Here is a 21,366-nt window from a genome sequence, read left to right on the forward strand (position 1 = left end):
CGAACCTCGGGTCCGCAGACCCACTACAATGTTGCGCGACCCAAACTATCCCCCGGGGCGGAGTATTTAGCGTGTTAGTGTTGCACAGTGAAATCGTTGAAACTCGCTCGTTTCATCGCGCGTAGCGCCGCCTTCGAGGTTTCGCGCCGCTATTCTGAGCGAGACCTGAAGCACCAGTTTGTGAAGCAACTCAAATCGCGTCGGGTAGATGTCGTTTTCGATGTCGGCGCCAACTCAGGACAATACGCCGCCGGCCTCCGCCGAGCAGCATATAAGGGCCGCATTGTCTCGTTCGAACCGCTATCCGGACCGTTTACGATCTTGGAAAGCAAAGCGTCAACGGATCCACTTTGGGATTGCCGGCAGCATGCGTTGGGCGATTCTGATGGAACGGTTACGATCAATATCGCAGGAAACGCCGGTCAGAGAAGTTCCGTCTTGCCCATGCTGAAAAGTCATCAGAACGCTTTTCCCCCGGCAAACTATGTCGGTACCCAAGAGGCGTCCATACATCGACTTGATTCCGTGGCGCCAGAATTTCTAGGCATGAACGGTGTCGCTTTTCTCAAGGTCGACGTTCAAGGCTTTGAAAAGCAGGTGCTCGCCGGGGGCAAATCAACCATAGATGACCATTGCGTCGGCATGCAACTCGAACTGTCCTTCCTGCCGTTGTACGAAGGTGGCATGCTCATTCCTGAAGCCCTCGATCTCGTGTATTCCTTGGGCTTCACGTTGACGGGATTGCTGCCTTGTTTCATTGATGCAAATAATGGTCGAATGTTGCAGGCCGACGGCATCTTTTTCCGCGAGGACGATTGATTGGAATCGCTTCGCGAGGCCCGGCACCAGACCGGGCACCAGAGGTCCGCGCAGATCGCCTGGGTCGAAGATGGTGCAGACGAAACGATACGCCGGCTTGACCGCAGCTAACACAAAGAAAGTCGCCATGGCCGCACCAATGTTTTCGATCATCATCCCCACCTTGAACGTGGCTGCGGTATTGCCTGCCTGCCTCGACAGCATCGCCCGTCAGACCTGCGGTGACTTCGAGCTGGTACTGGTCGACGGCGGCTCGACGGACGAAACCCTCGACATCGCCAACATTTTCGCCCCCAACCTCGGCGAGCGGTTGATCATTCATCGCGACACCGACCAGGGCGTCTACGACGCCATGAACCGCGGCGTGGACCTGGCCACCGGAACGTGGTTGCTCTTTCTGGGCGCGGACGACAGCCTGTACGAGGCTGACACCCTGGCGCGGGTGGCCGCCTTCATTGGCGAACACGAGCCCAGCGATCTGGTATATGGCGACGTGATCATGCGCTCAACCAATTTCCGCTGGGGTGGCGCCTTCGACCTCGACCGTCTGTTGTTCAAGCGCAACATCTGCCATCAGGCGATCTTCTACCGCCGCGGACTCTTCGGCACCATCGGTCCCTACAACCTCCGCTACCGGGTCCTGGCCGACTGGGACTTCAATATTCGCTGCTTTTCCAACCCAGCGCTCGTCACCCGCTACATGCACGTGGTCGTTGCAAGCTACAACGAATTCGGCGGGCTCAGCAATACGATCGTCGACAAGGAGTTTTTGAAGCGGCTGCCGATGTCCACGAGACTCGGCATAAGGCTGGTCATAGTTCTGGTGCGCAGGTGGCCAAAGGTGATCAGCAGGGCCATGGTAATGCGCACCGTCATTTCTTGGCGGCGCCGACGTTAGCGCGATACCACCGCAACGTTGACTCGATGCCCTTGGGCGGCGTGATCTTGGGTGGCCAACCCGCCTCTTGCAAGACCGACACGTCTAACAGCTTGCGTGGTGCGGCGCCTGTCAAGCTCTTTGCGCCAGTGTCTCATTATGTGGACGCTATTTCGGATCTGGGGTGGGCGGGTTGATCCATGCCGCGGTCGCCGGTTTCGGGGGTTGCGGTGAGACGCCGAATGGATTCGGGTTGGCCGAGTAGGCGTTGGCCATGGCCGCGCCCATGTGGCCTGGCCAGGTGCGGGCGTGTTCGATCGAATCGAACCGTTCAGGAGAGTCGTTGCGGTACTTCAGCGTTTTGAACTGCGACACGCTCCCGAATCAGGTGCTCGACCGGACATCCGTTGGCTAGCCGGCGATATCGTGGGCACCCTTTAGCAGACGAGCCGCAGCGCACTTTCGATGTGCTGCGGGAATCCGGCAAAGTCTGGTCCGAAGGCTTCGGCAAGCCGCCGGGCGGCTTGTCGGAACTCGGCCCCACTGAGCACCTGCTTTACGGCTGCCGCCACGCCTTCAGTGTTGAGCCGCTCGGTTCGCAGGAGAACGCCGGCGCCGGCCCGCTCAAGGGCCTCCATGTTCAAGTGCTGGTCCATGTTGCTGGGGAGCCCGATCACCGGCACCCCGGCCGCCAACGCCTGCTGCGTCGTCGGGCTGCCGCCGTTGCAGAGCACCACGGCGGAGCGCGCTGCAGCCGCTTCGCCCGGCAGGTAGTCCGCGACGAAGGCGTTGGCCGGCACGTTCTTCAGGTGGTTCCGGCCAGCGGTGGCCGCGATCACCGTCACGGGTAAATCGGCCAGGGCGTTCAAAACCACCTGCAACAGGTTCTTTCCGCCGGAACTGCCGAGGGTCGCATAAATAATCGGCCGGTCTGTCGGCAGCGAGTGCCACCAAGTCGGCGGTTTTACGTCGGGCGACCACAGGACGGGTCCGAGATATCGATGGTTGGCCGGCAGGTTGTATGTCGGCACCAGCTCGGGTACGTCGGCATACAGGGTGTAGTCACCGTCGGTGAAAATGCGGCACAAATCCCAGCCCAGACTCGACAGCCCGTGCTTCCGGCGGAGCCAGTTGAGCGGGAGACAATAGAGGGCAAAGATCAACGGACGGTACAGGCGGTACAGGATGCTGACCGGCCTGACCCCGAAGAAGCGGGTCCACGGCACGTCTGGCAGCGGAAACCGACGGCGGGCCTGAGGACTCCAGTAGGCGTTCGCGATGGCGATGTACGGAATGCCGGCTAGTCGGGCGCTGACCGAGAGCGAAAGACGGTTGTCACCGACGACTACGTCCGGTGCGATCTCGTTCAGGATCTTCCTGTCAGCCGCGATGTATTTGCGCAACGTCCGCGTGTTGTAGAAGAGGCGGCCCTGAGCGATTTTAAGGAGAACCTCCTCGCTGGGGACGGTGTGAATCGGGTGATGTGGGAACGGGAGCGGGCCCAAAAGCTTATTGAACCGCGGGTCGCAGGCAAAGTGGACCTCATAACGACTCGGGTCCAGCGACCGCGCCAACACGAACGGCCGGACGACGTGGGCCAGGGTCGCGGCCTCCCCTACAAACAGGATCCGTTGCCTGCGAGCGACAGGCTCCGGTGCGGCGTTGGGCGCCGTGCTCGTCCCAGCGTCCGGTCCCGGGTCGCCGGCGACGCTTGTTTCCTCCATACTCGCCCCCTAATCTCGAGGCAGCCCGTACCCGCAGGCAACCTCCCAAAAATGCAATCCCCCAAAATGCAATGCGTCGAGCTATTTCTCACACCGACCGCTAGTTGCGGATCAGAAATCCGTTGGGCGCGGAAGTCCAGCCGAATTTGTTCTCCCGCTCCGCATCATGCTTGTAATCGTTTGGAAATTCATCCTCATATGCCTCGATCGCTTCATAGGGTCCAGGCCCAAACCCGGGCAGGACTGGGTGGCCGTTGATGTTGGAATCCTCGACTACTAGGTAGTCACCGGCGGAGAGTAGCGGCCGTAGTAATTTCATCTCGGCCAGCACATGATTCATCGAGTGGTCGCTATCTAAGATGGCGAAGATCTTGCCAGGGTATTCGTTTTTGAGGCGTTGAATTTGTTCGGCAATCGCCGGGTCGGTGGATGACGATTCAACGAACAAAACATCTGGTTCGCGCCGGGCTCTTGGATCGAGGGCTTTGTGTGAGTTGTCCACGGTAAGTACCTTGAATGGCTGGCCGATCTGCCTCATGATGTTGGCAAAATACACCGCCGAGCCGCCGTAGCGGGTGCCGAACTCGATGACGAGGGATGGTTGCAACTCGCTCAGGATCTCCTGGTAATTCCACATATCGCTGACGGATTTCCAGCAATTGATCCCCATATAAGTGGTCTTCGTCCACACTAAGTTGCCGTAGTACCACTTGTGGTATTCTTCCGCCACTGCGTCGCTCGGCCGGTAGAATAACTGGGCCGCAAAACTCGCCACTAACCTGACTAGTCCGATCAGTTGCCCTACAAGACTAGTCCGACTGCGCCACACTAGCCCCATTCCATCATCTCCTCACTGCGAAACCGTAGTCAGTCGAATGTTGGTCATTTAGCAAGCCTCTTTAAGAGAACTGATGAGGTCGAAGCGGACTCAATACATGGCTACGGCAATTCGTTAGACCGCGTTCGCGCCCACGTTGTGAGCTCCGCGCGCCGCATCCTTGGGGCTCGGTGCCGGGCATACGCGACCCAGCTTGCGGCTGAGCATCTTCTGGACACCGCCACCGCACGGCGGATGGTAGCAACAGATTGGGGTTACCCTCAAACCGCGGGTTATGGACTGCCAAAGGTAGCCAGCTTGTCCTGCTCGCGGTGACAGCGCAACCACGGGTAGTGACACTACCGCCGTGGCGTTCCTCCCCACGGCAGAAGGCCGGGGCCGGTCGAGTTCGGGCACAAGCCCCAGATCGTCGACAACGACGATGGCATCGTCCTGGATCACACCGTGGAGCACGGCAATCCGCATGACGCGCCGCAGCTAGCGCCCGCGGTCGAACGGATCACCACACGCGCCGGACGCCCGCCCGGCACCGTCACCGCCGACCGCGGCTACGGCGAGAAACGCGTCGAAGATGACCTGCACGACCTCGGTGTACGTACGGTCGCGATACCGCGTAAAGGCAGACCCTCCCAGGCCCGGCGCGCCGAAGAACAACGGCCATCGTTCCGACGAACAGTCAAGTGGCGCACCGGCAGCGAAGGCCGCATCAGCACCCTCAAACGAAACTACGGTTGGAACCGCTCCTGCATCGACGGCACCGAAGGAACCCGGATCTGGACCAGGCACGGCATCCTCACCCACAACCTCATCAAGATCAGCAGCCTCGCAGCATGACCCGGCTCCCAGAGCACGAAGCTCTGCCCCACCAACAGTCCGGCGGCATTCGCCCACAAACGACTCACTTAGTCGCCGTCACTTTTTCAGGTCGAAGTAACTAGCTGGCCAACCATGTCCGGGGCCGGTTCTCCGGCATGAGGCGCAGAGCATTCTCCACATGCTGCGGGAATCCAACGCGGTCTCGTCCGAAGGCATCGGCGAGTCGCGCGGCGGCTTGTCGGTACTCGGACCGACTGATCACCTGCATCACGGCCCCTGCCACCCGCTGACTCTTCAGCCACTCAGTTCGCAGCAGCACGCCCGCCCCGGCCCGCTCAACGGCCTCCATATTCAAGTGCTGATCGAGATTGCCCGCGACCCCGATCACCGGCACCCCGGCCACCAAGGCCTGCTGGGTCGTCAAACTCCCGCCATTGCAGACCACCACGGCCGAGCGAGCCGCAGCGGCCTCACCCGGCAGGTAGTCCGCCACGAAGGCGTTGGCCGGCACGGTCTTCAGGTCACTGCGGCCCGCGGTGGCCGCGATCACCGTCACCGGCAACTCAGCCAACGCGTTCAACACCAGTTACAACAGATTTCTCCCGCCGGACGTGCCCAGGGTTGCGTACACGATCGGCCGGTCGGTTGGCAGCGAATCCCACCATGTCGGCGGCTTCCCGGCGGGCGACCACAGGACCGGGCCAAGGTACTCGTGGTTGGCCGGCAAGTCGTAGGTGGGCATCAGCTCGGGCACGTCGGCATACAGGGTGTGGTCCCCGTCGGTGAAAATGCGGCACAGGTTCCACCCCAGACTCGACAGCCCGTGCCTGCGGCGGACCCAGTTGAGCGGCATGCACTGCAGGGCGAAGAGCAAAGGGCGTTCCAGGCGGTAGAGGAGCTTGACCAACCTGACGCCGAACAAGCGGGTCCATATCACGTCGGGCAGCGGAAAACGCCGCTGCGCGTACGGACTCCAGTAGGCATTCGCGATCGCGATGTAAGGAATGCCGGCCAGTCGGGCGCTGACCGACAGTGAAATGCGAAGGTCACCGACGACGAGGTCCGGCGCGATCTCATCCAGGACCCGCAGGTCCGCCTCAACGTACTTCCGCAGCGTCCGCATGGCATAGAAACGACCCTGAGTCAGATTGCCGAAAAACCGCTCGCTGGGGATGGTGTGAATCGCATGGTGACGGAAAGGGAGCGGACCTAGAAGCTGGTTGTAGCGCGGGTCGCAGGCGAAGTGCACTTCATAACGACTAGGGTCCAGCGACTGCGCAAGCGCGAATGGCCGGACGACGTGAGCCAGGGTCACTGCTTCCGCGACGAAAAGGATCCGGCGCCTGCGTGCGGCAAGCCCAGGTGCGGCGTCCGGTGTCGTGCTGATGGCCGCGTCCCCTCTCACCTCGCTAGCAACCGGTGGCCCGCCCCACCTCGACGCCGTAGCGTACACGCACGACACGCGCACTCGGGGAAAACCTCGGCAAGAGTGGGGCGGCGATACGTTTAGCGGCACCACTGCGCGGTCGTTGCCCACCCCGGTGACTATACCCCCGGGTGGTATATGGTGGAGGGCAGAGCGTGACCTCAACCAAAGTGGAGGACCGAGTGACGGCAGCAGTGCTGGGAGCGATCGGGCACGCACTGGCGCTGACCGCGTCGATGACCTGGGAAATCCTGTGGGCGCTGATCCTGGGCTTCGCGCTGTCGGCGGTGGTTCAAGCCGTGGTGCGCCGCTCCACGATCGTCACGCTGCTCGGCGACGATCGGCCGCGCACCCTGGTAATCGCCACCGGCCTGGGCGCGGCCTCGTCGTCGTGCTCGTATGCCGCGGTGGCTTTGGCTCGGTCACTATTCCGCAAAGGGGCCAACTTCACTGCCGCTATGGCGTTCGAGATCGGTTCCACCAACCTCGTGGTGGAGTTGGGCATCATCCTGGCCCTGCTGATGGGCTGGCAGTTCACCGCCGCCGAGTTCGTTGGCGGTCCAATAATGATCCTTGTCCTGGCCGTGTTGTTCCGGTTGTTCGTCGGCGCCCGGCTCATCGACGCCGCCCGGGAACAGGCCGAACGGGGACTCGCAGGCTCGATGGAAGGCCATGCCGCCATGGACATGTCCATCAAGCGGGAAGGCTCATTTTGGCGACGACTCCTTTCCCCACCGGGATTTACCTCCATCGCCCATGTGTTCGTGATGGAGTGGTTGGCGATCCTGCGCGACCTCATTCTCGGGCTGCTGATCGCCGGTGCTATCGCGGCATGGGTACCCGAATCGTTCTGGCAGAGCTTCTTTTTAGCCAATCATCCGGCCTGGTCGGCGGTCTGGGGTCCGATCATAGGACCCATCGTGGCCATCGTTTCGTTTGTTTGCTCGATCGGCAACGTGCCACTTGCCGCGGTGCTGTGGAACGGAGGCATCAGCTTCGGCGGGGTCATCGCGTTCATCTTCGCCGACCTACTGATACTGCCGATCCTGAATATCTACCGTAAATACTATGGCGCCAGGATGATGCTGGTGCTGCTCGGCACCTTCTACGCATCGATGGTCGTCGCTGGCTATCTCATCGAACTTCTCTTCGGTACAACGAATCTCATCCCGAGCCAGCGCAGCGCTACGGTCATGACCGCAGAAATATCGTGGAACTACACCACCTGGCTCAACGTCATCTTTCTGGTGATCGCGGCGGCCTTGGTGGTCCGATTCATCACATCGGGCGGTCTCCCGATGCTACGCATGATGGGCGGCTCACCGGATGCCCCGCATGACCACCATGACCGCCACGACGATCACCTCGGCCACTAGCGCCACCACGCCGATCAGTCGGCGCCGAAAAGGCCACCGGCGGCGGTATCCTGGCCTGCGGGTATTCCACCCATGGGCAAAGGGAGCATGACCGCGCACGCAACGCCGAACGAGCCGGATTATCCGCCACCGCCTGGCGGTCCACCGCCGCCGGCCGATATTGGCCGGTTACTGCTTCGGTGCCACGACCGCCCTGGAATCATCGCCGCGGTGAGCACCTTCCTGGCCCGGGCCGGCGCCAACATCATTTCTCTGGACCAGCACTCCACCGCGCCGGAGGGCGGAACGTTCTTGCAGCGCGCAATCTTTCACCTGCCCGGTCTCACGGCCGCCGTCGACGAACTGCAGCGCGACTTCGGCAGCACTGTGGCGGACAAGTTCGGCATCGACTACCGATTTGCCGAAGCAGCCAAGCCTAAGCGGGTCGCAATCATGGCATCGACAGAGGACCACTGCTTGCTGGACTTGTTGTGGCGCAACCGTCGCGGCGAGCTAGAAATGTCGGTTGTCATGGTGATTGCCAATCATCCTGACCTGGCCGCGCACGTACGCCCGTTCGGTGTGCCATTCATACATATTCCCGCCACTCGCGACACTCGTACGGAAGCCGAACAGCGTCAGCTTCAGTTGCTAAGCGGCAATGTGGATTTAGTAGTGCTGGCACGCTACATGCAGATACTCAGCCCGGGGTTCTTGGAGGCGATCGGCTGCCCGCTGATCAACATTCACCATTCGTTCCTTCCAGCCTTCACCGGCGCGGCCCCGTACCAGCGCGCACGAGAACGCGGCGTCAAACTGATCGGCGCGACCGCCCACTACGTGACCGAAGTTCTCGACGAGGGGCCCATCATCGAACAAGACGTCGTTCGTGTCGACCACACCCACACCGTCGATGATCTGGTGCGTGTCGGCGCCGACGTCGAACGCGCAGTGCTTTCCCGCGCCGTGCTCTGGCACTGCCAAGACCGCGTCATCGTGCATCACAACCAGACCATCGTCTTCTGACATGGGTGACTGCGCGCGTTGCGGTCAACTTCTTGGTGCCCATGATGGTCACGGCGTCGACTGGCCGTTTCGGCGCCGTCGCCCAGCGTGAACTGAGGGCGGAAAATCGGCTGGCCCGAATCTCGCCCCCAGTGCACGCTCGGCGCCGTTTGGCCTCACCCGGTCAACGTGAACTGTCCGGGTGGGCGCTGTCACGTAGCGAGCCCACGTGGGGCCGGGGTCGGCCCGCCAAAAACGCCCCGGCGCGGCCAGCTCATGAGCGAGTACGCAAGCTCAAGGGACACCCGCTTTGCACTGTGGAAGAACCCCGAAGACCTGGCCTGCGGCAGGTGCGGTCAAAGGAGCGGAGTGTAGACAGGACCGGTGGGTCTGCTCAGCGCGGCCCCGAATTAGGACAATTTTCGCACCTAGCGCATCCAATATCGCTTTCGAAGAACGTTCACGCCAGTCCCACTGGGCCGGTGCGAATGGTGCAACGCGCCTTTCGTCGAAGGAAACGCCGTCCGCCACCGAGCCCGCGCTAGGCAAGTCGGTCCCAAGAACGTCGCAAGGATACGCCAAGCGGCCGCGGTCAATCTTGACTTGTGGCCACCGCCGGCAAACCAACATTCAGCCACAACGCGACAGAGAGGTACCCAATGTTCACTGCCCGTATCCGCGCCCTCGCCGGCATGTCTCTGCTAGCCTCGGCGATCGGACTGGCGGCCTTCGGAGCCGCTACCGGCACCGCCAATGCCGCCCCGACCCACCAACCCGAGTGGGGCACCTACACCTGCTACGACTACGCAACCCAGACGTTCTACGAGTGCTTTGACCCCAGCTAGTCGGCGAAGGCCTCACACGATCGGACCTAGTCCCGCAAAGGAGCTAGGTCCGTTCGGTGTTGAGCCTGTCCCGCAGCCGGCGATTCACCGGTTCGGGCAGCAACTCGGACACGTCACCGCCCAGCATCGCGACTTCTTTGGCCAGTGAGGACGACACGAACGAATACCGTGGCGCGGTCGCGACGAAAAAGGTGTCCACACCGGCAATGTGTTTGTTCATTTGCGCCATCTGCAGCTCGTATTCGAAGTCGGTGCCGGTGCGCAGCCCCTTCACGATCGCGGTCATCCCGCAAGACCTGACAAAGTCGACCACCAAGCCATGCCCGACCTGCACGCGCAGATTGGGCAGGTGCGTTGTCGACTCCTTGACCATCGCGATCCGCTCGTCGAGGTCGAACATGCCCGTCTTTGCAGGGTTGACCAGGATGGCAACCACCACCTCGTCGAATTGGGCTGCGGCGCGTTCGAAAATGTCGACGTGGCCTAACGTCACCGGGTCAAATGACCCTGGGCATACCGCGCCCGTCATCTGCGCCGCTCCTCCTCATCGCTGCGTCCCCCGCAAGCGGGCACGGCCCCCACCGCATCGTCGCCGGCGGTCATGACCGATGACGCTACACGTTGGCAAAAAGCCGTTCGGCCAGTTCCAAACGGGTGTCGCCGTAAACACGCTGGGGCCATCGGCGCCAGCCCTCCGGCCACGTCAACGGCGCGCACGTGGTCGCACGCTCCACCACCGCTACGGTTCCCTCGCGCGTCCAGCCGTTGGTGCCCAGTGCGGCCAGGATGGCGTCAACGTCGGCGGAGTCGACGTTGTAGGGCGGGTCGGCCAACACCAGATCCACCGGGGACGTGGTCCCGGCCGCCACGACGGCCGCCACCGCGCCCCGGCGCAGCGTCGCACCGGAGAGACCTAGGGCCTCGATGTTGCGCGCAATGACGGCCGCGCTGCGCTGGTCGGACTCCACGAACAGCACGGACGCCGCTCCCCGCGACAACGCCTCCAGCCCCAGGGCGCCGGAACCCGCATAGAGGTCCAACACCGCCAGACCGGTCAGATCCCGCCGCGCAGTCACGATGTTGAATAGCGACTCGCGCACCCGATCGGTGGTAGGTCTGGTTCCGCGTGGTGGGACGGCAATGCGCCGGCCTCCGGCGACACCGCCGATGATCCGGGTCAAGTGCGCCGCTCTCCCTCGCAAGCGGGCGGTACCCCCACCTCATCGCTTCGTCCCCCGCAAGCGGGCGGTACCCCCACTGCATCGTCGCCGGCGGTGCTCATCTGCGCCGCTCCTCCGCAAGCGGGCGGTACCCCCACCTCATCGCTTCGTCCCCCGCAAGCAGGCGGTACCCCCACTGCATCGTCGCCGGGGCGGTCAGCTCACCACCACCAACAGGTCTCCGCCCTCCACCTGGGCGGTGTCCGACACCGCCACCCGCTCCACGGTGCCGGCAACCGGGGCGGTGATCGGGGCTTCCATCTTCATCGCCTCGATGGTGGCGATGGTTTGGCCGGCGCCGACCCGCTCGCCGACGCACACCCCGACCGTGACGACTCCGGCAAATGGCGCGGCGATGTGTCCGGGATTGCCGCGGTCGGCCTTCTCGGCGGCCGGAACGGCACTGGCAATGCTGCGGTCGCGCACTAGCACCGGCCGCAGCTGCCCGTTGAGGATGCACATCACCGTTCGCATGCCGCGTTCGTCGGGTTCGGAAATGGCCTCCAGCCCGATCAACAGCTCCACCCCACGCTCCAGCTTCACCCGATGCTCTTCACCTTGGCGCAGACCATAGAAGAACTGGTTGGCCGACAATTGCGACGTGTCGCCGTAGGCTTCCCGGTGCTCATTGAATTCCTTTGTTGGACTGGGAAATAACAGCCTGTTCAGGGTGGCCTGACGCTTGGCTCCGACCGACGATAGGGCAATCTCGTCGTCCGCCGCCAATTGCGCAGTGGGCCTGGCCGCCCCGCGACCGGCCAGCGCCGCAGTGCGCAGCGGTTCGGGCCACCCGCCGGGCGGATCACCCAGCTCGCCCCGCAGAAATCCGAGTACCGATTCCGGGATGCCAAATCGCGCTGGATCGGAGGCGAATTCGTCTGCACTGACACCGGCGCCGACCAGTGCCAGCGCCAGATCGCCGACCACCTTGGACGTTGGCGTGACCTTAACCAGCCTGCCCAACACTCGGTCGGCGCCCGCGTAGGCCTCTTCGATCTCTTCGAATCGATCTCCCAGACCAAGAGCAATTGCTTGCTGGCGCAGATTGGACAGTTGGCCGCCCGGAATCTCGTGGTGATAAACCCGCCCCGTCGGCCCCGGCAACCCAGACTCGAACGGCGCATACACTTTTCGTAACGCCTCCCAGTACGGCTCCAGGGCGCACACCGCCGAAAGCGACAGGCCGGTGTCGTACTCGGTGTGGGCAGCGGCAGCAACGATCGAGCTCAGCGCGGGCTGGCTGGTCGTTCCCGCCAGCGGCGCGGCGGCGCCGTCGACGGCATCGGCCCCGGCGTGCCAAGCGGCCACATAGCTGGCGAGCTGGCCACCCGGTGTGTCGTGGGTGTGCAGGTGAACGGGCAGGTCGAAGCGACTGCGCAGGGCGCTGACCAACCTTTGAGCGGCCGGCGGGCGCAACAGTCCAGCCATATCCTTGATCGCCAGCACATGGGCGCCGGCGTCCACGATCTGCTCAGCCAGTTTCAGGTAGTAGTCCAGCGTGTACAGCTGTTCACCCGGATCGGTAAGGTCGCCCGTGTAGCACATCGCGACTTCTGCTATCGCAGAACCTGTTTCGCGTACTGCGTCGATCGCCGGACGCATCGACTCGATGTTGTTGAGCGCGTCGAAGATACGAAAGATGTCGATACCGGTGGCTGTTGCTTCTTGCACAAACGCCGACGTCACGATTTCCGGGTACGGCGTGTAGCCCACGGTATTGCGGCCCCGCAATAGCATCTGCAAGCAGATATTGGGCATTGCTGCACGCAGTGTGGCCAGCCGTTCCCAGGGATCCTCCTTGAGAAAGCGCAGCGCCACATCGTAAGTCGCACCGCCCCAACACTCCACGGACAACAGCTGCGGCATGGTCCGCGCGAGATACGGTGCCACCCGCGACAGTCCGCTGGTGCGTACTCGGGTAGCCAGTAACGACTGGTGAGCATCCCGGAATGTGGTATCGGTGACCCCGACCGCGGCCGACTCCCGCAGCCAACGAGCAAATCCTTCCGGCCCCAACTTGACTAGTCGCTGCTTGGACCCGGCCGGTGGTGCGGCCCGCAGATCAAGATCGGGCAGCTTGTCGTCCGGGTAGATCGTTGACGGACGCGAGCCATACGGGTTGTTGACGGTGACATCGGCCAGGAAGTTAAGGATCTTGGTGCCGCGGTCGGCCGAGGCGCGCGCGGTCAGCAGCTGCGGCCGCTCATCAATGAAGGACGTGGTGACCCGGCCCGCTCGGAAGTCCGGGTCATCCAGGACCGCTTGCAGGAACGGAATATTCGTCGATACCCCGCGGATCCGGAACTCCGCGATCGCCCGGCGCGCACGGCTCACTGCGGTAGGGAGGTCACGGCCCCGACAGGTCAGCTTGACCAGCATGGAGTCGAAGTACGGGCTGATTTCTGCGCCCAGGTTGGTGCTGCCGTCCAGGCGGACACCGGCACCGCCGGCGGTGCGCAACGCGCTGATCCGGCCCGTGTCCGGCCGGAAGCCGTTGGCCGGATCCTCGGTGGTGATCCGGCACTGTAGTGCGGCGCCATGCGGTGCGATGTCCTCCTGCCGCAGGCCCAATTGTTCGAGCGTCTCCCCGGCGGCAATGCGCAGCTGGCTGGCGACCAGGTCGACGTCGGTAATCTCCTCGGTCACCGTGTGCTCCACCTGAACCCGCGGATTCATCTCGATGAAGACATACTCCCCTCGCTCGTCCAGCAGGAACTCGACGGTGCCCGCGCAGCTGTACCCGATATGGCGGGCGAAGGCGACCGCATCGACGCACATCTTGTAACGCAACTCGGCGTCCAGGTGCGGCGCGGGCGCCAGCTCGATGACCTTCTGATGGCGACGCTGCACACTGCAGTCACGCTCATAGAGATGGATCACGTCGCCGAGGTTGTCCGCCAGAATCTGCACCTCGATGTGGCGTGGATTGATCACTGCCTGCTCGAGATAGACCGTCGGGTCCCCGAACGCCGACTCGGCTTCCCGGCTGGCGGCTTCGATCGCCTCCGGAAGCGCCGCGATATCGCCGACACGACGCATACCCCGGCCCCCGCCACCGGCAACTGCCTTGACGAACAACGGAAACGGCATGCCGGCCGCAACCGACAGCAGTTCGTCGACCGAGGCCGACGGCGCCGAGGACATCAGCACGGGCAAGCCGGCTTCGCGGGCCGCCGCGATGGCGCGAGACTTATTCCCAGCCAGCTCAAGCACTTCGGCGCTGGGACCGACGAAGCTGATGCCCGCCGCCGCGCATGCCGCAGCCAGATCCGGATTCTCCGATAGAAACCCGTAGCCAGGGTAGATAGCGTCGGCACCCGCCCGACGGGCCGTCGCGACGATCTCGTCGACCGACAGGTATGCATGCACCGGGTGACCGATGTCGCCGATCTGGTAAGACTCGTCCGCCTTGAGACGGTGCTGCGAATTGCGGTCCTCGTACGGATAAACGGCCACGGTTCCGACGCCCAGTTCGTAGGCGGCACGAAAGGCCCGGATCGCGATCTCCCCGCGATTGGCGACGAGCACCTTGGAAAACACGTGTGGCTCCCTTATCCGGATGTCTCAGATCAGCGTCGACCAATAGTCCCAAAAGCGGACCATGATCAGCAGGAATACTGTCGTGAACCAGAGCGTGGCCAGCGACCATCGCCATTGATAGAGCAGCCGTGCCCCGACGCGCTCCTGGCTTCCCCGGTTTTCCCGCATCGGACCGAAAACGATGGACGCGACCACCACCAGCAGTGTGGCGATGACCGCCCAGACCACCATGCAGTATGGGCACAGGGCACCGATACGGTACAGGCTCTGGAATATCAGCCAATGCACGAACGCCACACCAACCAGGATCCCGACCGCCAGGCCGATCCAATACCACCTGGGCAACGGCACTTTCGCCACCGCCAGCACCCCGGTGACCACCACCACGGTGAAGCCCGCAATGCCGAGAAGCGGGTTGGGAAAGCCCAGCAACGACGCCTGCGGTGTGGTCATCACCGAGCCGCACGACACTATCGGGTTGACATTGCATGACGGCACATAGATCGGATCGAGCAGAATCCTGACCTTCTCCACCGTGAGCGTCATCGAAGCGAACAGCCCGATCACACCGCCGATCAGCACCCACCACGCGCTAGGCACCGGCACCCGCACCGCAGCCGGGTCGCCGGATCGCTCGGCAGGTCGAGCTGCCACCACAATCGTCAGGATGTCGCGGTAGCAGCGGCCGAGTCAATGCCCGGCACATCACCCACAATTTCTTTGATCTTGGCGACCAGCGCCGCCGGCGTCGACCACTCGTACTCTGTGCCATTGACCCGGACCGTCGGGGTCGCGTGCACGTTGACCGCCGCCGCCAGCCCGTCGACTTTTTCGATGTACTTGCCGCTGTTGATGCAGTCGGGCACCTTGCCCACGACGCCGGCTTCGCGGGCAAGTTCGATCAACCGCGCGTTGTCGGGGAAATCCTTGCCGAGCTCGGCAGGCTGGATGTCCTTGCTGAACAAGGCGGCGTGGAAGCGGCGGAACGCCTCGATCGATTCGTCGGCAACGCAATAAGCCGCAGCAGCCGCTCGCGACGAATAGTGTTGATTGCTGGCGCTATCGAGAATGGCCACCATCGTGTAATCGGCCGCGACAGCGCCGATGTCCACGAGCTTGGACACGGTTGGCCCGAAACCGCGCTCGAATATGCCGCACGCCGGACACAGGAAATCCTCGTAGAAGGACACCACGGCCTTGGGGTTGCTGGTTCCGGGCTGGGTGACCAGCTTGCTCGACGTCACCCGTACTGCATCGCCGGGGCCCGCGACGCCGTCCTTCTTGTCGTCGCGCGACGTCACGATGTAGAAGACCAGGACGACGGCAAAAACGACGACGATGGTGGTGCCACCAATCTGGACGAGCCGGCCGAAGCTGCCGTCGGCGGACTTCAGATCGAATCGCGGGGGGCGTTTGGATTTGTCGGCCACAGTTTCGCTGATCCTCACGTGCTCGATTTGTCGGCTTGTCGCGGCCGCGGTCAGGCGACGGCGCCTCTAGCGTACCGGCGGCAAGCCAGCCTCGACTCAAACCCGGCTAAGGTGCGCGCGCAGCGCGGAGATCAGCTCGTTGGTCCCGGCAGCACTGCCTCCCCCCAGCTGAAACAGGTTGAGGAAGCCATGCGTCAGCGAACCCAGATACCGCAAGTCCACTGCAGTCCCGGCAGCCCGCAGCGCCTTCGCATAGCTTTCTCCTTCGTCGCGCAATGGGTCGAAGCCGGCGACCGCGATGAGAGCAGGCGCCAGCCCGGACAGCGATTCGGCCAACAACGGCGACAACCGCGGATCCGCCGGATCGACATCGGAATCCCTGAGGTATTGCGTGTGGAACCAATCGATGTCCCGCTTGGTCAGCAGGAAGCCATTGCCGAACAGGCCCATTGAGCGAGTCTGTGCGGTGAAATCGGTCCTGGGATACAGCAGCCACTGCAGCACCGGGGTGGGCCCACCCTCGTAGCGAGCCTTGTCGCGCGCCAACTGACACACCACGGCCGACAGGTTGCCGCCCGCACTGTCCCCGCCCACCGCGACCCGCCCGGGGAGCGCACCGAACTCATCGGAAGCGTGCTCATGGGCCCATACAAAAGCCGCATAGGCATCTTCAACCGCGGCCGGCGCCGGATGCTCGGGAGCCAACCGGTAGTCGATCGACAGTACCTGGATGTCGGCGTCGCGACAGGTCAACCGGCACAGCGCGTCATGGGTGTCCAAGTCCCCGAGCGTCCAGCCGCCACCGTGGTAAAAGACCAGCAGCGGCGTGGCGCCACCGCCGCTGGGGCGGTAGTGCCGCGCCGGGATCTCACCGGCTGGTCCGGGTATTGACAGGTCGGTCACGTCGACGTGGATCTGCGGACCGGGCATCGCCTCGCATATCGCGCGCATGTGCGCGCGAGAGGCGACGATGTCGTCGTCTACGGCCAGGCCGTCGACACCGAAGATCCGCGAAGTCGACAACATCAGCTGCAGGGTGGGGTCAAGCGTATTGCCATCGATAATGACCGATCGGCCGGCCGACAGGATCCGTTTGGCAGGCGTCGGGATCCACGGAAGGACCTTGACTCCGACGTTGACGACGGTGCCCTGCACACGCCGTGTCCACATGCGCGGGTGGTTTGCTCCGAGACGGAGGTCTGCCACACCTGGCAGACTCTTGGTCATGGGCTGCTCCCTACAAAACTCTGTCACGCGCAGCAACGGACACTCGATCCGCGCCGTCAGGCTGGATGTCTTTCGGGTCCTGCCGGCCGACACCGGGCAAGCGGTAGGTGCCGCGAGTCCGGCGTGCCCAACGGCCAACTCTACGTGGTGACCAAAGTGTTGAATGCCGACCAGCACTATTCGCGGCTTACGCCGCCGTCGCCGAAGGCTGTGGCTCAGCACCTGCCCAGGTGTTGATTAGGTGGCATATCCAACTCGGTAATATCGTGATCCCCAAGTCGGTGAACCCAATGCGGATTGCGAGCAACTTCGACGCGTTCGATTTCCCTCGCTCGATGACGGAACCCGGCTTGGTCCGAATCCGAAAACCTTCAATTTCACAGGCAGGTGAGATGACGTGACTGGCGAGTCGGGCGCCGCCGCCGCACCCTCGATTACCCTCAACGGCGAGCATACGATGCCGGTGCTTGGCCTCGGCGTCGCGGAATTGTCGGACGACGAGACCGAACGTGCGGTGTCCGCGGCGCTGGAAATTGGCTGCCGGCTGATCGACACCGCCTACGCCTATGGCAACGAGGCCGCGGTCGGCCGCGCAATTGCAGCCTCCGGCGTTGCCCGCGAAGAGCTGTTCGTCACCACCAAGCTAGCCACCCCCGACCAGGGTTTCACCCGTTCCCAGGAAGCATGTAGAGCCAGTTTGGACCGCCTCGGCCTCGACTACGTCGACCTTTACCTAATTCACTGGCCGGCCCCGCCGGTGGGCAAGTATGTGGACGCCTGGGGAGGCATGATTCAATCCCGCGGAGAGGGCCATGCCCGATCGATCGGCGTGTCCAACTTCACCGCGGAGCACATCGAAAACCTTATCGACCTCACATTCGTCACGCCGGCGGTCAACCAGATCGAGCTGCACCCGCTGCTCAACCAGGACGAACTGCGCAAAGCTAACGCCCAGCACACCGTCGTCACACAGTCCTACTGCCCCCTGGCACTCGGCAGGCTGCTGGACAACCCAACCGTCACATCAATCGCCAGCGAATACGTCAAGACGCCCGCACAAGTGCTGCTGCGGTGGAACCTGCAATTGGGCAATGCGGTGGTCGTCCGCTCGGCCAGACCCGAGCGCATCGCCAGCAACTTCGACGTCTTCGACTTCGAGTTGGCGGCCGAACACATGGATGCATTGGGCGGGCTCAATGACGGCACCCGGGTGCGCGAGGATCCACTGACCTACGCCGGCACCTGATACGCCGCCGACTGTGAACCGCGCGACGTCTCCTCGGCGTGTCACGTCGTGAGATTCACCGTCGGCGCGTGGACTAGCCCGTCGGGCAGGTGGCCGCGGCCTGACGCAGTACGTCGGACGATGGCTGATCCACTGGCAGTGAATAGCCGCGCAGCACGGCGATGAATTGCATCGCGTACTGACAGGCGAAGGCCTTGTTGGGTGGCATCCATTGGGCCGGTGGCGAATCGCCCTTGTCCTGATTTGCCTGCCCCTGCACGGCCAGCAGGTTGGCCGGATCGTTGGCGAAGCGCATTCGCTCGGAGTTCGGCCACCGATAGGCGCCCATGTCCCAGGCATACGAGAGCGGAACGATGTGGTCGATCTGGACCGATTGGCCAACACTGGCGCCGCGTTGGAAGGCAACGGTGGTGTTGGTGTACGGATCGCGCAGGGTGCCGGTGGCCACCGCATTCGGACACCGCTTGATCGACACATATGTCTTGTCGACCAGATCCCGGTCGAGGATGTCGTCGCGGGTGTCGCACCCGTTGTGCCCTCCCGGCGCGTCATTGCGATCGTCCCAGGGGTGACCGAATGCGGACCTGCGGTAGTCGTAGCGGTGGATCCGTTTGGGTAGCACGGCGATGCCGGCGAGCACGTCGGCACCGGGTTGCACGGTTGGCACGCCAGCGCGGGCGGCGAACTCGTCAGCGTGCCTGCCCGCCGATGATCCCAGCGTCTGATACGCGACCACCAGCGCCAGCGCCGCGATCGCCGACAGCCACAGTAGCGTTCTGCGGTTCATGACTTATCTAAGTATTCGATGCGGTCGGTGCTGGTGAATCGCGCGGCCATCAGCGCCAATGCGGGGTCTGTGGGGTTCTTGTAAGCCTCGATGCAGAAGTCCCGCGCGGCCACTATGTATTCCTCGTGTTCGGCCAATGACAGCAACCGCAGCGTGATGGCCTTGCCGGATTGGTTGCGGCCCAGCACATCTCCCTCCTTGCGCTCCTTCAGATCCAGATCGGCGAGGGCGAACCCGTCCATTGTCCCGGCGACCGCACGCAGCCGCTGACCCGCCGGCGTATCCGGCGGCACCCAGCTGGCCAGCAGACACACGCTGGGATGTTCGCCGCGCCCGATGCGGCCGCGCAGCTGGTGCAATTGGCTGATGCCGAACCGGTCGGCGTCCATCACCAGCATGACCGTAGCGTTGGGGACATCGACGCCAACCTCAATGACCGTGGTGCACACCAGCACATCGACCTCACCGGCCCGGAAAGCCGCCATCGCAGCGTCCTTGTCGTCGGCCGACAACCGTCCATGCATGAGCGCCAACCGCAACTCTGCGAGCTCGGCGGAACGCAACCGGGAGAACAGGCCTTCGGCAGTGGCCGATGGTCGGACGCCGCCTTGAACGTCGGTGTCGTCGGACTCATCGATGCGGGGCGCCACCACATAGGCCTGGCGGCCGGCGGCAGCCTCTTCGATGATGCGCCGCCAGGCGCGGTCGAGCCAGGCGGGCTTGTCCTTGACAAAGATGACGTTGGTGGCAATCGGCTGCCGCCCGAGCGGAAGTTCGCGCAGCGTAGAGGTTTCCAGGTCGCCATAGACGGTCAGCGCGACCGTGCGCGGTATCGGCGTCGCGGTCATCACCAGCAGGTGCGGGGTAATGCCGGCGGGGGCCTTGGCGCGCAACTGATCTCGCTGCTCGACACCAAACCGGTGTTGCTCGTCGACCACCACCATGCCCAGGTTGTGAAAGTCGACGGCCTCCTGCAGCAGCGCGTGCGTGCCGATGACGATGCCGACCTGACCGCTGGCGATTTCGGCGCGAACTTGCTTCTTCTGCCCTGCCGTCATCGAACCGGTGAGCAGTGCCACCCGGGTGGCGTTTTCGGCGCCTCCCAGTTGGCCGCCCATGGCCAGCGGCCCTAGGACATCGCGGATCGATCGCAAGTGTTGTGCGGCAAGGACTTCCGTTGGCGCCAGCAGGGCACACTGGTAACCCGCGTCCACCATCTGCAGCATCGCCAACACCGCAACGATCGTTTTGCCCGAGCCCACTTCGCCTTGCAGCAGGCGATTCAGCGGGCGGTTCGCCGCGAGCCCGTCGGACAACACGTCGAGCACCTCACGCTGTCCCGCCGTCAGCTCAAAAGGCAACCGCCGCAGTAGCTCAGCGGCAAGACCGTTAGATTTCCAGGCCGCCGAGGGCCCGGATTCCGACAGTTCACCGTGCCGTCGGGCCACCAGCGCCCACTGCAGACCCACGGCCTCGTCGAAGGTCAGGCGTTCCCGGGCGCGCTCGCGTAACGACTGGCTTTCGGCAAGGTGAATGGCGCGCAGTGCCTCGTCCTCGGGGATCAGGCCGTGCTTGGCGCGTAGTTCCGCGGGCAACGGATCATCGACCCGGTCGAGAACATCGAGCACCTGCCGCACGCATTTGAAGATGTCCCAGCTCTGCACTTTTGTGCTGGCCGGATAGATCGGGAAGAAACGACGCTCGAACTCCTCCACGACCAATTCACCGCTGATGGCCTTGGAGGCATCAGCGATACTTTTGAGCGACCTGGTGCCGTGGTTCTTCCCGTCCGGCGAGTCGAGGATGAGAAACGCCGGATGCGTGAGCTGCATCGCGCCCTTGTAGTAGCCGACTTCCCCGGAGAGCATCACCTTCGTGTGCTTGGTGAGGTCCCGCATGATGTAGTCCGCGTTGAAGAACGTGGCCGTCACCTTGTTGCGGCCGCCGCCGACGGTGATGCGCAGACATTTCCGATTCGGCTTCTTTTTCATCGGAAACGAATACGTATCGGTGATCACGTCGACGATGGTGATGTGCTCGCCAGCTTCCGGTCGCGCGTCACCGATACCCACCCGCGCCGCGCCCTCGACGTAGCTGCGCGGGTAGTGGCGGAGCAGGTCGTCGACGGTCCGCATGCCGAACTGCTCGTCGAGGGCATCGGCTGCCGTGGCGCCGAGGACGCGATCGAGCCGATCGCTTAACGACGCCACC

18 protein-coding genes and 5 pseudogenes are annotated in these 21,366 nt (G+C 63.4%); 9 read left to right on the plus strand and 14 right to left on the minus strand.

The features are described 5' to 3' along the window. Positions 1-87: 87 nt before the first annotated feature. A complete protein-coding gene (locus FF952_RS15590) occupies positions 88-819 on the plus strand; it encodes a [alpha-L-fucopyranosyl-(1->3)-alpha-L-rhamnopyranosyl-(1->3)-2-O-methyl-alpha-L-rhamnopyranosyl] dimycocerosyl phenol-phthiocerol 2'''-O-methyltransferase (protein WP_003904968.1) in 732 nt (243 codons plus the stop codon). 70 nt (positions 820-889) lie between these two features. Further along, positions 890-1,717, plus strand: coding sequence for a PGL/p-HBAD biosynthesis glycosyltransferase (locus FF952_RS15595; RefSeq protein ID WP_003414909.1), 828 nt, complete (start codon positions 890-892; stop codon positions 1,715-1,717). 147 nt (positions 1,718-1,864) lie between these two features. Here the strand turns inward: FF952_RS15595 and FF952_RS15600 are convergent, their stop codons facing one another. The 4 genes from FF952_RS15600 to FF952_RS15615 all read right to left on the minus strand — a co-directional run bounded on the left by FF952_RS15600 (position 1,865) and on the right by FF952_RS15615 (position 4,621). Beyond that, entirely contained in the window at positions 1,865-2,071 is a 207-nt protein-coding gene (locus FF952_RS15600) for a hypothetical protein (RefSeq protein ID WP_003901502.1), read from the minus strand. A gap of 62 nt (positions 2,072-2,133) precedes the next feature. Beyond that, on the minus strand, positions 2,134-3,420 hold the full coding sequence (locus tag FF952_RS15605) for a PGL/p-HBAD biosynthesis glycosyltransferase (protein WP_003899557.1): 1,287 nt from the start codon (positions 3,418-3,420) through the stop codon (positions 2,134-2,136). 100 nt (positions 3,421-3,520) lie between these two features. Continuing rightward, complete coding sequence (locus tag FF952_RS15610) at positions 3,521-4,258, minus strand: rhamnosyl O-methyltransferase (protein WP_003414919.1); 738 nt, start codon at positions 4,256-4,258, stop codon at positions 3,521-3,523. Positions 4,259-4,372: 114 nt separating this feature from the next. Beyond that, positions 4,373-4,621, minus strand: coding sequence for a hypothetical protein (locus tag FF952_RS15615; protein WP_003899558.1), 249 nt, complete (start codon positions 4,619-4,621; stop codon positions 4,373-4,375). Here FF952_RS15615 and FF952_RS15620 point away from each other — a divergent pair. Then, positions 4,622-5,092: pseudogene (locus FF952_RS15620) on the plus strand (transposase); the annotation flags it as partial. Between the two features lie 100 nt (positions 5,093-5,192). Here the strand turns inward: FF952_RS15620 and FF952_RS15625 are convergent. After that, positions 5,193-6,542, minus strand: a pseudogene (locus FF952_RS15625) (PGL/p-HBAD biosynthesis rhamnosyltransferase). A 113-nt stretch (positions 6,543-6,655) separates the two neighbouring features. On the opposite strand from FF952_RS15625, the gene FF952_RS15630 reads away from it, so the two are divergent. From FF952_RS15630 to FF952_RS15640, 4 genes and pseudogenes are all read left to right on the plus strand, one after another. Beyond that, on the plus strand, positions 6,656-7,876 hold the full coding sequence (locus tag FF952_RS15630; RefSeq protein ID WP_003414924.1) for a permease: 1,221 nt from the start codon (positions 6,656-6,658) through the stop codon (positions 7,874-7,876). A gap of 72 nt (positions 7,877-7,948) precedes the next feature. After that, positions 7,949-8,881, plus strand: coding sequence for a formyltetrahydrofolate deformylase (purU, locus tag FF952_RS15635; protein ID WP_003899559.1), 933 nt, complete (start codon positions 7,949-7,951; stop codon positions 8,879-8,881). A gap of 185 nt (positions 8,882-9,066) precedes the next feature. Further along, positions 9,067-9,199 (plus strand): annotated as a pseudogene (locus tag FF952_RS21005) (ISL3-like element ISAar34 family transposase); the annotation flags it as partial. Positions 9,200-9,519: 320 nt separating this feature from the next. Continuing rightward, a complete protein-coding gene (locus tag FF952_RS15640; RefSeq protein ID WP_003414994.1) occupies positions 9,520-9,705 on the plus strand; it encodes a hypothetical protein in 186 nt (61 codons plus the stop codon). A gap of 43 nt (positions 9,706-9,748) precedes the next feature. On the opposite strand, the gene coaD is transcribed toward FF952_RS15640, so the two are convergent. From coaD to lipN, 7 genes and pseudogenes are all read right to left on the minus strand, one after another. After that, positions 9,749-10,234 carry a pantetheine-phosphate adenylyltransferase gene (coaD, locus tag FF952_RS15645; RefSeq protein ID WP_003414998.1) on the minus strand — a complete coding sequence of 162 codons (486 nt, stop codon included), beginning with the start codon at positions 10,232-10,234 and terminating at the stop codon, positions 9,749-9,751. Between the two features lie 85 nt (positions 10,235-10,319). Further along, a complete protein-coding gene (gene rsmD / locus FF952_RS15650) occupies positions 10,320-10,886 on the minus strand; it encodes a 16S rRNA (guanine(966)-N(2))-methyltransferase RsmD (protein WP_003415001.1) in 567 nt (188 codons plus the stop codon). Beyond that, positions 10,885-10,987, minus strand: a pseudogene (locus tag FF952_RS21010) (hypothetical protein); the annotation flags it as partial. The gene rsmD and the pseudogene FF952_RS21010, both read right to left, overlap by 2 nt. 94 nt (positions 10,988-11,081) lie before the next feature. Then, positions 11,082-14,465 carry a pyruvate carboxylase gene (locus FF952_RS15655; RefSeq protein ID WP_003415003.1) on the minus strand — a complete coding sequence of 1,128 codons (3,384 nt, stop codon included), beginning with the start codon at positions 14,463-14,465 and terminating at the stop codon, positions 11,082-11,084. A 24-nt stretch (positions 14,466-14,489) separates the two neighbouring features. Beyond that, a complete protein-coding gene (locus FF952_RS15660; RefSeq protein ID WP_003415007.1) occupies positions 14,490-15,122 on the minus strand; it encodes a vitamin K epoxide reductase family protein in 633 nt (210 codons plus the stop codon). 5 nt (positions 15,123-15,127) lie between these two features. Next, on the minus strand, positions 15,128-15,895 hold the full coding sequence (locus FF952_RS15665) for a mycothiol-dependent reductase (RefSeq protein ID WP_003415010.1): 768 nt from the start codon (positions 15,893-15,895) through the stop codon (positions 15,128-15,130). A gap of 96 nt (positions 15,896-15,991) precedes the next feature. Beyond that, on the minus strand, positions 15,992-17,122 hold the full coding sequence (gene lipN / locus FF952_RS15670) for a lipase/esterase LipN (RefSeq protein WP_003415015.1): 1,131 nt from the start codon (positions 17,120-17,122) through the stop codon (positions 15,992-15,994). A gap of 197 nt (positions 17,123-17,319) precedes the next feature. Between lipN and FF952_RS15675 the strand changes: the two are divergent. Both FF952_RS15675 and FF952_RS15680 read left to right on the plus strand, forming a co-directional pair. Then, positions 17,320-17,513, plus strand: a pseudogene (locus FF952_RS15675) (aldo/keto reductase); the annotation flags it as partial. Between the two features lie 6 nt (positions 17,514-17,519). Next, positions 17,520-18,368 carry an aldo/keto reductase gene (locus FF952_RS15680; protein WP_003904970.1) on the plus strand — a complete coding sequence of 283 codons (849 nt, stop codon included), beginning with the start codon at positions 17,520-17,522 and terminating at the stop codon, positions 18,366-18,368. A gap of 73 nt (positions 18,369-18,441) precedes the next feature. Here FF952_RS15680 and FF952_RS15685 read toward each other — a convergent pair whose 3' ends face one another. Both FF952_RS15685 and recG read right to left on the minus strand, forming a co-directional pair. Continuing rightward, positions 18,442-19,155, minus strand: coding sequence for an HNH endonuclease family protein (locus tag FF952_RS15685; protein ID WP_003415024.1), 714 nt, complete (start codon positions 19,153-19,155; stop codon positions 18,442-18,444). Then, a complete protein-coding gene (gene recG / locus FF952_RS15690; protein ID WP_003415026.1) occupies positions 19,152-21,365 on the minus strand; it encodes an ATP-dependent DNA helicase RecG in 2,214 nt (737 codons plus the stop codon). Before recG ends, FF952_RS15685 begins: the two co-directional genes overlap by 4 nt. Position 21,366 lies beyond the last annotated feature (1 nt).

The sequence above is a fragment of the Mycobacterium tuberculosis complex sp. N0072 genome (assembly GCF_030323725.1).
GTDB lineage: Bacteria > Actinomycetota > Actinomycetes > Mycobacteriales > Mycobacteriaceae > Mycobacterium > Mycobacterium tuberculosis.

Excerpts from the sequence above, each read along its gene's own strand:
- purU (WP_003899559.1), top strand. The coding sequence starts at position 7,949 with ATGGGCAAAGGGAGCATGACCGCGCACGCAACGCCGAACGAGCCGGAT.
- coaD (WP_003414998.1), bottom strand. The coding sequence starts at position 10,234 with ATGACGGGCGCGGTATGCCCAGGGTCATTTGACCCGGTGACGTTAGGC.
- FF952_RS15610 (WP_003414919.1), bottom strand. The coding sequence starts at position 4,258 with ATGGGGCTAGTGTGGCGCAGTCGGACTAGTCTTGTAGGGCAACTGATC.
- FF952_RS15640 (WP_003414994.1), top strand. The coding sequence starts at position 9,520 with ATGTTCACTGCCCGTATCCGCGCCCTCGCCGGCATGTCTCTGCTAGCC.
- lipN (WP_003415015.1), bottom strand. The coding sequence starts at position 17,122 with ATGACCAAGAGTCTGCCAGGTGTGGCAGACCTCCGTCTCGGAGCAAAC.
- FF952_RS15595 (WP_003414909.1), top strand. The coding sequence starts at position 890 with ATGGTGCAGACGAAACGATACGCCGGCTTGACCGCAGCTAACACAAAG.
- FF952_RS15605 (WP_003899557.1), bottom strand. The coding sequence starts at position 3,420 with ATGGAGGAAACAAGCGTCGCCGGCGACCCGGGACCGGACGCTGGGACG.
- FF952_RS15685 (WP_003415024.1), bottom strand. The coding sequence starts at position 19,155 with ATGAACCGCAGAACGCTACTGTGGCTGTCGGCGATCGCGGCGCTGGCG.